The sequence below is a fragment of the Paenibacillus sp. J22R98 genome, assembly GCF_059383835.1.
On the sequence record NZ_JBXENW010000002.1, the window covers coordinates 769,996 to 785,512 of the forward strand.

General features: G+C 52.6%; 13 protein-coding genes. 7 read left to right on the forward strand and 6 right to left on the reverse strand.

All coding sequences use genetic code 11. From position 1 onward, the window contains the following. Positions 1 to 3 precede the first annotated feature (3 nt). Entirely contained in the window at positions 4 to 1,068 is a 1,065-nt protein-coding gene (locus AC50Y3_RS08920; protein ID WP_494818405.1) for an ABC transporter ATP-binding protein, read from the forward strand. Positions 1,069 to 1,086: 18 nt separating this feature from the next. Further along, a complete protein-coding gene (locus AC50Y3_RS08925) occupies positions 1,087 to 1,326 on the forward strand; it encodes a YezD family protein (protein WP_494818406.1) in 240 nt (79 codons plus the stop codon). A gap of 93 nt (positions 1,327 to 1,419) precedes the next feature. Here the strand turns inward: AC50Y3_RS08925 and AC50Y3_RS08930 are convergent, their stop codons facing one another. The 4 genes from AC50Y3_RS08930 to AC50Y3_RS08945 form a co-directional block, all read right to left on the reverse strand. Continuing rightward, on the reverse strand, positions 1,420 to 3,684 hold the full coding sequence (locus tag AC50Y3_RS08930; RefSeq protein WP_494818407.1) for an MMPL family transporter: 2,265 nt from the start codon (positions 3,682 to 3,684) through the stop codon (positions 1,420 to 1,422). Between the two features lie 77 nt (positions 3,685 to 3,761). Further along, positions 3,762 to 4,403, reverse strand: a complete 642-nt coding sequence (locus AC50Y3_RS08935) for a TetR/AcrR family transcriptional regulator (RefSeq protein ID WP_494818408.1) — start codon at positions 4,401 to 4,403, stop codon at positions 3,762 to 3,764. Between the two features lie 82 nt (positions 4,404 to 4,485). Then, positions 4,486 to 5,607 (reverse strand): ribosome small subunit-dependent GTPase A, encoded by a 1,122-nt coding sequence (gene rsgA, locus AC50Y3_RS08940; RefSeq protein WP_494818618.1) that lies wholly within the window; start codon positions 5,605 to 5,607, stop codon positions 4,486 to 4,488. 405 nt (positions 5,608 to 6,012) lie between these two features. Next, the gene (locus AC50Y3_RS08945; RefSeq protein WP_090982007.1) at positions 6,013 to 6,159 is read right to left on the reverse strand and encodes a YqzM family protein; all 147 of its coding nucleotides are present in this window, start codon (positions 6,157 to 6,159) and stop codon (positions 6,013 to 6,015) included. Between the two features lie 201 nt (positions 6,160 to 6,360). Here AC50Y3_RS08945 and uvrC point away from each other — a divergent pair, with 201 nt between their 5' ends. The 4 genes from uvrC (at position 6,361) to AC50Y3_RS08965 (ending at position 11,223) form a co-directional block, all read left to right on the forward strand. After that, positions 6,361 to 8,313: an excinuclease ABC subunit UvrC gene (uvrC, locus tag AC50Y3_RS08950; RefSeq protein WP_494818409.1), complete on the forward strand. Its 1,953-nt coding sequence runs from the start codon at positions 6,361 to 6,363 to the stop codon at positions 8,311 to 8,313. Between the two features lie 186 nt (positions 8,314 to 8,499). After that, on the forward strand, positions 8,500 to 9,306 hold the full coding sequence (locus AC50Y3_RS08955; protein WP_494818410.1) for a GDSL-type esterase/lipase family protein: 807 nt from the start codon (positions 8,500 to 8,502) through the stop codon (positions 9,304 to 9,306). Beyond that, positions 9,303 to 10,253, forward strand: coding sequence for an ABC transporter ATP-binding protein (locus tag AC50Y3_RS08960; RefSeq protein WP_494818411.1), 951 nt, complete (start codon positions 9,303 to 9,305; stop codon positions 10,251 to 10,253). The genes AC50Y3_RS08955 and AC50Y3_RS08960 overlap by 4 nt, the downstream gene beginning before the upstream one ends. Next, a complete protein-coding gene (locus tag AC50Y3_RS08965; protein ID WP_494818412.1) occupies positions 10,246 to 11,223 on the forward strand; it encodes a DUF2705 family protein in 978 nt (325 codons plus the stop codon). Before AC50Y3_RS08960 ends, AC50Y3_RS08965 begins: the two co-directional genes overlap by 8 nt. A gap of 51 nt (positions 11,224 to 11,274) precedes the next feature. Here AC50Y3_RS08965 and AC50Y3_RS08970 read toward each other — a convergent pair whose 3' ends face one another. After that, positions 11,275 to 12,888 carry a CPBP family intramembrane glutamic endopeptidase gene (locus tag AC50Y3_RS08970; RefSeq protein ID WP_494818413.1) on the reverse strand — a complete coding sequence of 538 codons (1,614 nt, stop codon included), beginning with the start codon at positions 12,886 to 12,888 and terminating at the stop codon, positions 11,275 to 11,277. Positions 12,889 to 13,142: 254 nt separating this feature from the next. On the opposite strand from AC50Y3_RS08970, the gene AC50Y3_RS08975 reads away from it, so the two are divergent. After that, on the forward strand, positions 13,143 to 13,805 hold the full coding sequence (locus AC50Y3_RS08975) for a potassium channel family protein (protein WP_494818414.1): 663 nt from the start codon (positions 13,143 to 13,145) through the stop codon (positions 13,803 to 13,805). 784 nt (positions 13,806 to 14,589) lie between these two features. Here the strand turns inward: AC50Y3_RS08975 and AC50Y3_RS08980 are convergent. After that, entirely contained in the window at positions 14,590 to 15,483 is an 894-nt protein-coding gene (locus tag AC50Y3_RS08980; RefSeq protein WP_494818415.1) for a LysR family transcriptional regulator, read from the reverse strand. Positions 15,484 to 15,517 lie beyond the last annotated feature (34 nt).

Genomic DNA, 15,517 nt, shown 5'->3' on the forward strand with positions numbered 1-15,517 from the left:
AGGATGCATATCGAGGTTCGCAACATCAATAAATCCTTTCATGGCCACCAAGCCGTCCATGATGTCAGCTTCTCGATTGAACGCGGCAAGCTGATCGGTCTGCTGGGACCGAGCGGCGGCGGCAAATCAACGCTGCTGCGCATATTAGCGGGACTTGAGACACCGGATTCCGGCGATATCTTCATTAACGGGAAACGAGTCAACGATGTTCAGCCGCAGCTCAGAGGAATCGGATTTGTTTTCCAAAACTACGCCTTGTTTAAACATATGACCGTATTCGACAATATCGCTTTTGGACTGACGATTCGCAAGGCGAGTAAAGCCGAGATTAAGGCACGTGTCGGCGAGCTGCTTGACTTGACGGGACTGCGTGGCTTCGAGCATCGTTACCCGCATCAGCTCTCAGGCGGACAACGGCAGCGGGTGGCTTTCGCAAGAGCGCTTGCGCCTAAGCCGGATCTGCTGCTGCTCGACGAACCCTTCGCCGCTATTGACGCGAAAGTGCGCAAGGAGCTTCGCACCTGGCTGAAGCAGCTGATCAGCACGCTTGGCATCACATCCATCTTCGTTACGCATGACCAAGATGAAGCGGTCGAGGTAGCGGATGAAATGCTGATCGTTCAGCAAGGAAAGCTGGAGCAGCAAGGCTCGCCGGTGCATATTTACACCGATCCGCAAACTGCTTTTGTGGCCGGGTTTATCGGTCATTCCAGCGTGGTGGAGCAGCCTAGCGACCTTCGCGGCTTCGGTAATTCCTCACTGGCGGAAGGCGCTAAAGCGATCATCCGTCCCGAGTTTGTTGAGGTAGGACGCGAGCGGGAAATTCCATTCCCTTCCGCTTCTGAGAAAGGCAAGGTACGTCATATTTTCTTCCGAGGCGCTCATTTGGAGCTTGATGTGCAAGTGGGCAACAACCGATTGTCGGCGCATCGTTCCTTGGATCAAGAACCGCTTCAGCCGGGTGATGAAGTATCCGTCCTTATTCACCGTTTATACGTTATTACTGACAAGTCGGCGACGATCGTGGAGAATCCACTGAAGATCGATCCGCTGCCAGTTCATATTTAATTAGTCCGGGAGGGATTTATGATGGCAAAACCAATCGTGCTGGATCAAGAATGGTTAGAGCGCATAGCAACACAGGTAAATGGGCTTGAATATGGTTCGGTTCTCATTACGGTTCATGACGGCAGAGTAGTCCAAATCGACCGTACAGAACGGAAGAGGTTCGATGCGGCGACTGCCAAAACCGGGCAAGCTGGGCAAGCTGGGCAACAACGACAGGACGCAAACAGCACCGATAAATTGAAGGCTGTTAACGGATAGCATTAGCTAGTATAGAAGAAGCGCCGGACCGCTCGTGGATGACGAGTGACCCGGCGCTTTTTGCTGATTTCTGAGGTAGGCGTCTGGTTTCGTTTAGTTGCTTGTGAGTGTCGATTGTCCGGATTTCGAAGCGGAAGCGGGCCAGAAGGCTGCACGACCGCAAAGTACCGTAATCGCGGGAACTAGGAACGGCCTCACGATAAACGTATCGAGCAGGACGCCGATGGCTGTTACCGTACCGAATTGCACAAGCACTTGAATCGGCAAGGTCGCCAGCACTGCGAATGTACCTGCGAGAATCAGTCCTGCCGAGGTGATGACGGATCCGGTCTGGGAGACGCCTTCCTTCACCGCTTGGCGCAGCGGCATATGACGAGCCTTCTTCCAAATGCTCGAAATCATGAAGATGTTGTAATCCTCGCCGAGCGCAACGATAAAGACAAAGGAATAGAGCGGGATAAGTCCTTGAATCGCTTCTGTGCCGAACAAGTAGTGAAGCACGACCCAGCCAAGCCCGAGCGCGCTGTAATAGGATAACAGGACGGTTGCAATTAGGTAGAGCATCGCGACGAAGGATCGCAGGTAGGCGAGCAATAGTAGTGAAATAAGGATCAGGATGACCGGAATGATGAGCTTCGCGTCATTGCCGGTTGTTTGTTTGGTGTCGTACTGCTCTGCGGTTTGGCCGCCGATCCATACCTGTTGCTTGGCATCGTCGGTATCGGTTATGGTAGAGCCGGCGCTTGGCACAGTGAGTGCTTCTTCCGCCGCTTTCCGCAGTTGAGGAATATAGTCGATTGCCTCAATGGAATAAGGATTCACGGCAAGCTCGACCTCAAAGCGGAGCAGATCCGTATTCGTTGCGCCTTTGACCGGATCGGTAACTTTCTTTACAAAAGGAAGCGAAGCTAATGCTGCTTTGACCGCTTCGCCTTGCTCTGCTGATAGGGTCTCTGCAATCACTTGTACAGGCGCGAGCTCGCCTGCATTGAAATGATCCGCAAGGAGAGTAAAGCCTTCTCGCGAAGGAGAATCCGCCGGGAACGAAGAGAGCGTGTCGAAAGTGTATTTGATCTGCGTGGCGAAAATAACACAGATCACCAGGATAACTGTCGTGATAACGGCAATCCGCTTCGGCTTGCGCACAACGACCTCGCCAAGTCGATCGCCAAGGGTTGCACGGGTTTGTAGAGCCGGCGCCGGTTTACCTTTCTTCTTCGCGCGAGCGGCAGCCATTTCTTGCGTTCTTGGAATGAACGGGTAGAAGGAAGCTCTGCCCAGCAGACCTAGAAAGGCTGGCACTAGCGTCAAGCTCGCGATCATCATGATTAGAATGGCTAAGCTGAACGGAACCGCGAAACGTTGAATGCTGCCGAACTCAGCCATAAGCAGCACGAGCAGGGAGAGAACAACGGTCAGGCCGCTCATGGCAATCGCACCTGAAGAACCGCTGAATGCACGTTTTAACGCTGTGAAAGTATCGCGTTCTTCCTTCAATTCGCTGCGGAATCTGGCAATTAAGAAGAGGCAGTAATCCGTTCCGGCGCCGAACAGCAGCACGGTCATGATCGATAAGCTCTGCGAATCATAGGCAATCCAGCCTTGATCAGCCATCCACCCTAACAGCGGTGTGATTGCTCCGTATGCGAAGCCGACCGCGATGAGCGGAATGAGAGCGAGTACCGGCGAACGGTAGATAAGCAGCAGAAATAGGAGGACGAGAAAAACAGTAGACAGCAGCAAAGAGACATCGGCGCTCTTGAATAAGCCTGTTGCGTCGACTGCGATGCCGACAGGTCCCGATGCTCGAACGGCAAGGCCGCTGCCGGACTCTAGTTTGGTTTGGAACGGGTTTGTTCCATCCTTGAAGATAAGTGCTGTTTCTTCTTCGATCTGGGTCAGACCTTCTTTGAGTCCATCGCTTCCCGCTGCCTGATCAAACAGAACAGGCTGAACCAGCGTTGTACCGTCTTCAGAAACTTGCTGCTTTAGAGCAGGAAGAGGCAGCTTATCGAGCGGAACAACACTTACTTGGTGAGGGACAGGGTTTGCTGCAAGCTGTTTCGCGAGCTGCTGAATACTGGCCATATCCTCATCCGTAAGTCCGTTCGCGCGATACCAGGTTAAGAGCGCGGGGATACCGGTTTCGGACGGGAACTGCTCCGCGATCAGCTTCTCGGTCTGAACGGACGGCTTGCTTGCATCGAAGTTGGCCAGCGTATCGTCTTTCAACTCTGAGGAACTTGGCAGCGTCACATTGAGCAGAGCGACAATAACGATCCAAGCGGCAAGCGTTAACCATCTGCCGCGTTTGCCTCCGACTGCTTGCGTGAATGTTTCGAGCCATCTAACTACCATGCGGAAGTCTCATCTCCTTTGTTTTGGCTTATCAAGTGATAAGTGATGATTAGAAAAAAAGGGCTATTTAGGCCGCCTTACACCGAAGGTGGTGCGGTGGCCGATAGTCCGAATAACAATACGTTGACGAGCATTTGGGCTTGTTCATCCCAATCTTTCTTTGTGGCAGCGTCTGCTGCGTTCGTGAATGTAGAGGCTGAGGCTAGTGTTTGGTTAATGAGCCCCATCAACAGCCGGGCTGATTTCTCAGCATCCATGCCAAACTGCGCGGAACTGCGCAATTCCCCGCTCAGCTGCCCGGCTTCGAATATCGTGAGCAGTGGAGCAAGGTACGCGCCGCGCCATAGCTCATAGATAATTCGCTGCGACTCCGGCGCAAGCTCATGCCGGATATCGTGAAACATCCGGCTGAGATCCTCGGGGTGACTCGCTAGCATATAAGCCGTGACATGGTATAGGCGTTGCCTTACATCTGTTTCTCTGCGAATGATACGGTCGAGCGCGCTTCGGGTGCCTTCGCACACCGATCGCATGACATCTACGTAAAGCGCCTGTTTATCCTTGAAGTGGTGATATAACGCAGGCTGGGTTAAACCGCAGGCATCGGCGATTTGCCGCGTGGATACGGAACGATATCCGAGCTCCATAAACAGCTCCTTCGCCGTTCTAATAATCATGGCGCGTGTTTCTTGCGATTGATTCGATTTGTTGGCTGCCATTGCTGAGAAGATTCCTTTCCTGCTAAATCAGCTTATCACTTGATAAGATCATACAACTCAGCGCAACGCTAGTCAATTTCAATCAGTCGATGTCCAGCTTGTGCTTGACGTAGCTTGTGCGCGCTTCGATCCGTTTATCGGCACTTTTCTTCTGGCGTTTGCTGACGGACTGCTCTTTGCGCGCTTGATGCGCCAGCTCGCGTCCGGTTTTCTTATAGCTCTCGTAGCGGCGCTCATCGAGCGTGCCGCTGCGCAGCGCTGCCTTCACGGCGCAGCCCTGCTCCGCCTGATGACGGCAATCGCGGAACCGGCAGGTCTCGGCGATCGCTTCAATATCGGAGAACGCTTCCTGCCGGCCGTCATCGGCTTCCCACAGCTGCAGCTCGCGCATCCCCGGCGTATCCATCATGATGACGCCGCCCGGAAGCGGGAACAGCTCGCGGTGCGTGGTCGTATGGCGGCCGCGCGCGTCATCCTCGCGGATGCCCTGCACGCGCTGCAGGTCGCCGCCGGCCAGCCAGTTCAGCAGCGTCGATTTGCCGACGCCGGATGAGCCGGTTACGGCAATGGTGCGGCCTTGGAGCATATATGGCGAGAGCGAGTCGCGGCCTTCGTTCTCCAAGGCGCTGACCGCATGAACAGGGACACCGGGCGCTGCCGCTTCAACTTCGGCGACTCTGCGCTCGGTATCGGTGCAGAGATCGGCTTTCGTCAGCAGGACGACAGGCGTGGCGCCGCTTTCCCAAGCTGCGATGAGGTAGCGTTCGATTTTGCGGACATTGTAATCGCCATTGAGCGCATTAACGATGAATAGAGTGTCAATGTTCGTGCCGATGACCTGTTCTTCCGGCACGCTGCCGGCTGCTCTGCGGATCATCGCCGAGCGGCGAGGCAGGATGCTGTGAATGATGGCACGCTGCTCACCGGGCAGCGATTGTACCGCGACCCAGTCGCCGACGGCAGGGAATTCGCTGCGCGATGCAGCCAGGAACTGGAATTTGCCGCTGACCTCAGCGGCGTACTCGCCGGCGGCGGTCATGATGCGGTAACGATTCGTAAACTGGGCAACGACACGTGCCGGCTCTAGGCTGACACCTGTGCTGCCGGTGCCGGACACACGGGTAAAAGCGTTCTCCCAGTATTCATTCCAGCCGTAGTCTTCCAGCCCGTTAGTGGTCGAGCTTACTTGCAAAGGATGGTTCATGTTCAAAATTGGTGTACCCCTTTTTAGTTGGATTGGTTGAATGGATAACAAAAAAACCGCAGGAAATAAACTCCTGCGGTCTTCGCTTTTGATACGTTTGCACGTATCGAAACGGACACAAAAAAACCGCAAGAAACCGAATTTCGGTCTCTTGCGGCGGCGATGGGCGATTGCAAATAAGCTAGGGCTGTATCCTTAGCTTACTGCGTAATTCCCGTACTTGATCCGTCTGAGACCGATGCATATGCAACTACCGCAACATCTTGAACGTTCATGACATTAGCTACCATTTGACATCAGCCTCCTTAGTTATCGTTAGTTGTCATTCTATGCGCATTGCAGCGCCTTGTCAACTCATTCCATTAAAATGGCCTTGCACCCGGAGTCCGAGGCAAGGCCACATTATTACGAAATGATGAATTTGATAATCACCGCAGCGGCGAAAATAACGAACAGCAGTCCAAAGAATCCGCCAAAGCCAAGTGCAACGTCGAATAGATCGTCGCGCGGTTCCTCGTTCAAATGCTCACGTGGGTCTCTTACATTTTCCATCGTTTTAACTTCCTCCTTAGACAACAACGATTGCTCCCCCTAGTATACCCAACTTCCAGAATAATTGTAAAGTCGGAGGTCGTGACAATTGTGAGGCGAATTTGTGCCGAATGCCGCTGACAAGTGCGCCGAGTTCTGCCGCAAAATAAGGCTGCATTGTGGTACAATAAACGGTAGCCATGTGCCGGGAGGAGGACGACAATGGAGGATCAACCGAGAACGGAATCAGCTGCAGACAGGCGCCTTGCCGAGGAGCGAATCCGCAGCAAGCTGGCTTTGCTGCCGGATCAGTCGGGCTGCTACTTGATGAAGGATGCCGAGGGCACCATCATTTATGTCGGCAAAGCAAAGGTGCTGAAGAACCGGGTACGTTCGTATTTTAACGGCAGTCATAACGGAAAGACATTGCGGCTTGTATCTTTGATCCGCGATTTCGAATACATTGTCACATCGAGCAATATGGAAGCGTTGATACTGGAGTGTAACTTGATTAAACAGTATCATCCCCGTTATAACGTCCTTTTAAAGGACGACAAGACCTTTCCGTATATCAAAATTACGAATGAAACGCATCCGAAGCTTGAGGTTACGCGCCGGATCGTGAAAGATAAAGGCAAATATTTCGGACCGTATCCGAATGCATTCGCGGCTACGCAAACGAAGAAGCTGCTGGACCGGTTATATCCGCTGCGCAAATGCGGCACGCTGCCGGACAAGGTATGTTTGTACTATCATATCGGGCAATGTGTAGCGCCATGTGAATTCGACATTGCGCCTGGCACGTACGAGAACATGGTGCAAGAGATCACCCGTTTCTTAAACGGCGGCCATGATGAAGTGAAGAAGACGCTTCAGGCCAAAATGGAATCAGCGGCGGAGCTGATGGAATTCGAGCGTGCAAAGGAATACCGTGACCAGCTCATTGCCATTGATGCTGTCATGGAAAAGCAGAAAATTACGCTCAACGATGCGATGGACCGCGACGTCTTCGGTTATGCGATCGAGAAAGGCTGGATGTGCGTACAAATTATGTACATGCGGCAAGGGAAGCTTATTGAGCGTAGAGCGACGACGTTCCCGTATTATGGCGCGGCATACGATGATTTTATGACGTTCGTGACCCAGTATTATTCGGAAAATCCGGCGTTGCCAAAGGAGATTTTCTTGCCTTCGCCGCCGCAGGAAGCGGAGCCGGAGACGGCTGCGAGCGTGCAGGAGACAGGTGTAGAGTACGTAGTGGACGCAGTGCCGGCTGAGCAGCATGCCGAAGGCGATGAGCAAGGGGAGCCGGAACCGGGTTCGGTGGAAGCCGAGCTGCGCAACTCCTTGCAGAAATGGCTGAAGGTGAAAGTGTTTATGCCGCTGCGCGGACGCAAACGCGATGTGGTGACAATGGCAGTGAACAATGCGAAGGTGACGCTGGATGAGAAATTCAAGCTGATCGAGCGGGATGAAGAGCGGACCTTCAAAGCATCGGAAGGGCTCGCGGAAGCGCTGGGTATTTCGCATGTTCGCCGCATCGAAGCATTCGATAATTCAAACATTCAAGGGACGGATCCCGTCTCGGCGATGGTCGTTTTCGTCGATGGGAAACCGGATAAGAAGGAATATCGCAAGTACAAAGTGAAGACGGTCGTCGGACCGGATGACTATGGCACGATGCGGGAAGTCATTCGTCGCCGCTACGAGCGTGTGCTGAAGGAAGAGCTTCAGCTGCCCGATCTGATTATTGTCGATGGCGGGCGGGGTCAGATCTCCGCAGCGCTCGATATTCTTGAGAATGAGCTCGGTTTAATGGTACCGGTATGCGGCCTTGTGAAGGATACTAAGCACAAAACTGCGCAGCTAATGACAGGAGATCCGCCTGAAGTGGTGTCTTTGCCGCGTGACAGCCAAGAATTCTACTTGCTGCAGCGCATTCAAGACGAGGTGCATCGATTTGCGATTACATTCCACCGCGAGCTGCGGGGGAAATCGATGGTGGTATCGAAGCTTGATTCGATACCGGGCATCGGGGAGAAACGCCGTAAGGCGCTTCTGAAGCATTTTGGCTCCATTAAGAAAATAAGAGAAGCCGCGATTGAAGATTTCCGACCTCTATCGATTGGCGAGAAGCTCGCATCGCAAATTATTGAAGCACTGAAGGAAGAATAGTAGCAATTAAACTTTCCAGAAAGAGACGCCGGCTCCGTGAAGAGCTGGCGTTTTTTTGCGTCCAACTGCTTGCGATGGAGTCCGTCTCTTAAACTGTATTTCAGCTTTGCATGCTATGTTACACTAGTAGGATAAGGCTGGTTGTTTTAGGAATAATAGTTACCTTTATGGGGGGAGGCATACGCGATGAAAGGGAAATGGATTCAAGGTCTGATGCTCGTCTCCGCGGTATCCGGTGTTGTTTGGCTGGGCGGACTGGCATGGACGATGCAGGATTATTTTACCGGCGGGGCGGGCAAGGAAGCGGCTCCGGTATCGACTGTTGAAGAAACGCCGACGCCAATTGTCGATGACGGGAAGTTCCGCGTCGTGGCACTGGGCGATTCTCTTACTCGCGGAACCGGCGATCCGGATGGCAAAGGGTATGTAGGCTACTTGGTGGACGAGCTGAAGGTGAAAGCTAAGGGTCAAGAGATTCTCGTGAAGAACTATGGCGTTAATGGGATGCGCACCCCCGAATTGGCCGCATCGCTTGATAAGTCTTCTGTACGCGGTGAGCTTAAGGCAGCGGATGTCATCGTCATCAGTACCGGCGGCAACGATCTGTTCCAAGGCGGCGAGACGCTCGGCAACTTGGATTCGTCCAACATCGCAGCGATTCAAGGCGCTTATGCAGAGCAGCTGAATAACGTCTTGAAGGATATACGAGCCGTCAATCCTGCCGGGAAGCTGTTCCTGATCGGGTTATACAATCCGTTCATCGCGTTGAAGGAAACGCAGACAACGACCAAGATCGTGCGCGACTGGAACTACCAAACGGCTGAAACCGCTGCTAAATTTCCGGACACCGTGCTCGTGCCGACCCTGGACTTGTTTCAGTTGAAGGTACAGGATTATCTGGCTCGGGATCAGTTTCATCCGAATGCGGAGGGCTACCGGCTCATCGGAGAACGGGTTGCGTCGCTCATCACATGGGAGGAGGGAAGCCAATGATCGACAAGGCGACGGATAGGATTGCTCCAAGCGAAAGTGAAGAGATCACATTAGCTGTCCAGGGACTCCGGAAGGTGATCGGCAAACGGGAGATTATCCAGGGGCTTGATTTTGAGTTGAAGCGAGGCGAGGTGTTCGGCTTTCTGGGGCCGAACGGCGCGGGCAAGACGACGACAATCCGGATGCTCGTCGGATTGATCAAGCCAACAGCCGGAACTATCCGGATTTGCGGTTACGATTTGCATCAACAGTTTCCGGAAGCGACTAGAAACATGGGCTGTATCGTAGAGAATCCTGAGCTGTATAGTTTCTTGAGCGGCTGGGGGAATTTGCAATACTTCGCCCGGATGATGCCCGGCATCGACGAGGTTCGGATCAACGAGGTGGTACAGCTTGTCGGGCTGACAGCACGGATTCACGATAAAGTAAAAACGTATTCGCTGGGCATGCGGCAGCGGCTTGGCATTGCTCAGGCGCTGCTCGGGAAACCGAAGCTGCTTATCCTCGATGAACCGACGAATGGGCTGGATCCGTCAGGGATTCGAGAGATAAGGGAGTTCATTCGATATCTGGCCGAGCTTGAAGGACTCTCCGTGCTCGTATCGAGCCATCTGCTGAGCGAGATCCAACTGATGTGTGATCGAGTTGCGATCATATCGAAGGGACGTGTTATCCGCGTCGATACGGTTGACAATCTGCTGGCTCAGCAAGAGAGGGTCAGTTGGCGGCTTAAGCCGATAAGCAAGGGAGAGGCACTGCTCCGGGAACTGGCTGGCTCAGCTGAGGTGCAGGGGGAGACGGTTCTGACGCCGTACAACGAGGAAGAGATTGGACGTTGGAACATGGCGCTAGTTGAGTCCGGCGTAATTGTAACCGAGATGAGCCGCCGGCTGCCTTCGCTTGAGGACCTGTTCCTTGAGCTGACGGGAGGGGAAAGCATTGGTTAGCCTCATCTATAACGAAATGGTAAAGATCACCGGTAAACGGAGGCTCTTCGTTGTCGCGCTAATCATCGCGATTCTCATCTCATTGTTCACCTACGCCGAGTATCAGCAGGCGGCAGAGAACCTTAAGCGCTTCGGTGATGTCGATTGGCGAACCGCGCTTGAGCAGCGAATTGCCGGCTGGGAAGCCCGTCTAGCTAATGGCGGCGGACGCGGCGATGAAGGCGAGCTGGAACTGCGGATTGACCAGCAGCGGTATTACCTGGACCGGAACGTCAACCCTTCAGAGCCAGGCGCGCCGACCTTCGTTCGCGGCGTTGTCGAGAATGGCATTTCGCTGCTGCTGCCGCTGATGATGATGATTGTCGCTGCTGACTTAGTTTCCTCCGAATATAGCTCAGGCACGATCAAGGTGCTGCTGACTCGCTCGGTGAAGCGTTGGCGAATACTGCTAAGCAAGTATTTAGCGCTCCTGCTATCGGTCTCCATCATCATTACGCTGTTCGGGTTGTTGTCTGCCGTTATTTCGGGCATGGTGTTTGGTTTTCAAGGCTGGGATGCGCCGGTACTGACCGGATTCTCCGTGACAGGCGGAGAGCTGGATACAACCGCTGTACGAATCATTCCCCAATGGCAGTTCATTCTTATGGAGCTGGGGCTTGCTTGGTTCGTCTCCGTTGTCGTGGCCACTATCACCTTCATGCTGTCCGTTCTGGTTCGCACAACCGCTGCGGTTATGGGCATCATGCTGGCTTGCCTTATTGCCGGCACCATCTTGCGGTCGATGGTCGGTTCTTGGGAAACGGCGAAGTACTTGTTCATGGTCAATTTGGAGCTGATTGATTACTTGCAGGATGCCGAACCGCCGATTGCGGGGATGACGCTTGGCTTCTCGCTGCTCGTGCTGCTCTTCTGGGGAATCGGCGCCTTAATCGTATCGTTCGTCTCGTTCACGCGGCGGGATGTGTATTAGCAAGTAGAAAAAGGCCCTCCCGGAACTTTCATGCCGGGAGAGCCTTTTCATTTATGTGGCGTAGGGTTTCGGACGTTTTCTGTTGTCCACATATCGCATGAGCCATGCAATTGGGATGGGAAGTATGATGTAGACGATGCCGGTCAGAATTTGGCTGGCCGAGCCCATAAACATCAACGAAATGGCCATCATCACACTGTCGAAAATCGCATGTGCGAACAATACCGTAATAAAGCCGTATCGCAGGAACAGGAAGCTGAAGATAAGTCCGATGATCGTGAGCTCCAGCAGCCTTGTTGTAGATGGGAAGATCGGATACGTGACATGACCGAGCGCCCAGATAACCGTTGGAATGAGGGAAGCGACGAACGAATTTTTGAACCACCGTTTCATCAGACCGATGCCGAACAATCGGAACACCGCTTCCTCCGAGATCGCCGCACACCAAGCAAGTACCGGGAAAATCAATGGCGCCGCAAGATTATAAGGAGATTGAGTGACGTCGGTTGTAGACCATGAGCCGTTTACTTGCATGAGGACGATAAAGATAATCGTTTGTAAGCCAAGCAGCATAAAGGCGCACAAGTAGCCAAGCCACATACTCCGCCACACATGCTCCCCATAGCCGGGGTGGCCGTATCGCGGCCATAAATTGCGGCCCATTCCTTTCCATAAACCATCTCCGCCTACAAGGGAGAAATAGACGGCTAGCCCCATGATAACGGTAATTAAGCAAGTCACAATAACCGCAACATATGCGATCGTATCCGCATGCAGGACTTCGCCGTAGCCGGCAACAATGCCGTCTGTCATGTTGAAATCATTGGCCAAATACATAGCCAGGAAGATGACGGTGAGCACGATACCGCGCAAGAACGAGGTGTGTTTGCGATAGAGAGACGCATAAATGATGGCGAGTATAAACAAGACAAACGACAGGAACAAACTCCCGATCGATGACAAATAATTCGCGATGCGCTTCTGGCTGTTCACATAGCTGGTGTACTCGGAAGGGACAGTGAACTGCGGTTTATAAGAAGCAATAAGGAAGCTGCCATTCGCAAGCTTTTCCCCTCGAATACTAAGCAGCAGCGGTGCTTTGCCAACAGAGTTACGGGCTGCTTTATATATGATTTGACCTTTATCCGAGTCCATTTTATGAAGGGAAAGGGATGATTTGGCAAAACCCTTGGAGGCTGCAAAAGCAAGCGCGGCATCTGAAAGCTCTTTGCCTTGGGCAGGCGTGGTATCCGATGCGTTCAACCGATTCCACGCGACTATCGTCCCTTTTTGCATATGTACATAGACGAAAATCTCGCTCTTATCCGGCATTTCTGCCGTTACTTGAAACGTGTCCGTAGGAAAATCCGTATCATATTTCTTATTGTAGGTTTTCGTCAGCTTATTCTTCTCCAAATACCCATAGAGAAGGCTGTCGGATTGATGCACGGCATGTACATTCGCAGGGTGAGCGTGGAACTGCTTCTGTATAAAGGAAGAGGCCGCAGCTTCTGCTTTGCTCTTGGGAATGACCGACTCGCTGCCCGAATCGAAGAACGTCTCAGCAGTGGAAGGAACGATCTGAATGAGTACATAAATGATGATACCAATGCCGGCAAGCCAGGAAATTAATTTCCAGTGGGGCTGGAGCTGCGTCGTATTCATTTGAACACCTCTGTCTCGAATAGTAGAACGATTGCGCGATATTCATTACCTTAACATAAATGAGACATTATTATCCATGAAGCGTGGGCCGTCCTATTTGGAAATGAGTACCGGAACGGTTTATAATGTGAACCGTTGGCATTGGCTGGGATGACTTTGTCCCGGAGGTTACATGCTTCATTTATATGAGATTGATTTTCTATATAGTCGATTGTGGAAGAAATCATGTTTGTAGATAGGGGATTATTATAACCATGAGAATTAATCAATTTGTAATTATCGGACTTGGCCGGTTTGGCTCGAGCTTGGCTCGCGAGCTGATTGAACTTGGCTACGACGTTCTTGGGATCGATAAAGATGAAGAGGTTGTACAGGATTTAAGCCAGGTGCTTACGCATGCGGTCAAGGCGGAATCAACCGATGAGGAAGTGCTTCGCTCGCTCGGGGTGCGTAATTTTGACTGCGGTGTCGTGGCGATCGGAGATGACATTCAAGCAAGCATTCTGACCGCTATTCTCCTGAAGGATCTGGGCGTGAAGAAGGTAGTTGCCAAAGCGATGACCGAGCTGCATGGGCGGGTGCTTGAGAAAATCGGGGTTGACCGCGTCGTCTATCCGGAGCGGGATATGGGCATTCGTGTGGCGCATCAGTTGGTTTCACCTAATTTACTTGACTACATCGAGTTGTCGAAGGATTACACAATTGCCGAACTTGCAGTGCCGAAATGCTTGAGCGGCGTGTCGCTGCAAGATTTGAACGCTCGCGCACGGTTTGGCTGCAGCATCGTCGCGATCAATAAGCCGAAGGGCATCATCATTGCACCGACCGGAAACGACGTGCTTACGGAGAAGGATGTTATGGTCATCATCGGAACGAATCAACAGATTGAGGAATTTGAAGATTCCGTTATCCATTAGTGGAAAGCAAGTCAGTGCGGCATGGTATTGGATACGGAAAATGGCAAACAATAAAGGACAGGGCCGGTTTCGGCTTCTGTCCTTTGTTGTTTGCTGCGCCGAGGGGGAAGAGGAGGGCTCCTTGCGATGAGCTGTAACAGCCTTCCGCCTGCTGTTAAACCCGTGATCATTATTGAACTAATTATGCTGAGGTTTGATCACGGTTTTAAAGGCAGGACGTAAACTCTCCAGGCTGTTACGCTCCTCTCCAGTCGCCTCTTCCCCGAAGCCACAATAAAGGACGGCACCCGAAGCGGTGCCCCGTCTTTTATTGTTGCGGAGGGAGCGACTCTCACCACGCCGCATACCCGGCGTGGTTCGGTTACGTTTAATTGAACCGCAAATTTGCGTGGTTCAATTAAAAATGAAGGCACCGCATACCGTTCACGCGGGGGTTCCTGGTGTTGAATTAGTTGCAACGCACCGCAGAGCGTGTTTCTTGCAACGAATGAGCCGCAGAGCTGCGGGGGCAGCGATTGCGGCTCAAGTCGGCCACCAGCGGAGCAGATAATGCGGAGTTTGGCGCTGGTGGGAGGGGAGCGTAGCGGAATGGGATGAAGATGGATGGGCAAGTGAAAGGGGAATCCGTTGGAGAGCGTTAGCGATCGCCTTTGAACACGGGAATACACCTCTAAAGGTGTACAGTTCAATATTCCCGGGTTCAACAGCGACGTAAACGGATCCCCTGAATGCAGTCCAATCCACTTCTTCATCAAATCATGCGAAGCTCTAATCTCCCATCTCGCTACACCCGCTTATAATGCGTAGCGATCTCGTCGATCCACAGCCGCACAGCCGGACTCAAGCTCTCCGACTGCGCATGTATCAGCGAAGTGGTACGCTTCGACTCGACCAATTCGCGGATTGGGATAACCGAGAGATCGTTATCCTGCAGCATCTCCGGCCGCAGATAGGATTTGGGCAGCAATGTAGCGGCTCGGCAGGTATGAAGCAGTCGAAGAATGGCCTCAAAGGAGTCGATTTCCATGCGTACATCGGGGAGCAGGCGGTATTTTTCGAACAATTCATCGGTCAGAATCCGGTACCACGTGCCTTTGGAGAACAATATCATCGGCAGCGCGTTTAAATCGCTGATAACAGGCAAGCCTTTATCCATGACGAAGTGATTGCGCGGCAGCACGAGCACAAGGTGATCGTCGAACAGCGGCACGCATTTGAGCTGCGGATCATCGATGCGCGAAGCGACAATGCCAAGATCGGCTTTGCGCTCGCGGACGAGGGTGACGATCTCATGCGTTTTGCCGGTGATGGCCTTGATGTCGAGCTCGGGACTGCGGAGGGTCAGCGCTTGAATGAGATCAGGCAAAGTCGTCTGCAGCGTCGTAAGACTTGCGCCAATGGTTAAAGTCGAACGGCCGGCGCTCTTATAATCGGCGACCAGGCTGAGATATCGCAAATGCTGCTGCCTAGCCTCGATGGCATACTCGTATGTAAGCTGTCCGATTCGGGTCAGCTCAAGACGTTTGCCAATTCGGCGGAAGAGCAGGGCACCGAGATCTTGCTCAAGCTTGGCAATTTTGCGGGAGAGCGCAGGCTGGGATAAATTCAGTGCGGCAGAAGCTTTGTTCATACTGGACTGCTCCACGACAACAGCGAAAACATGTAGTTCATCTAACACAAGCCATCACCTCATGATTCTGAGTCTATATGCA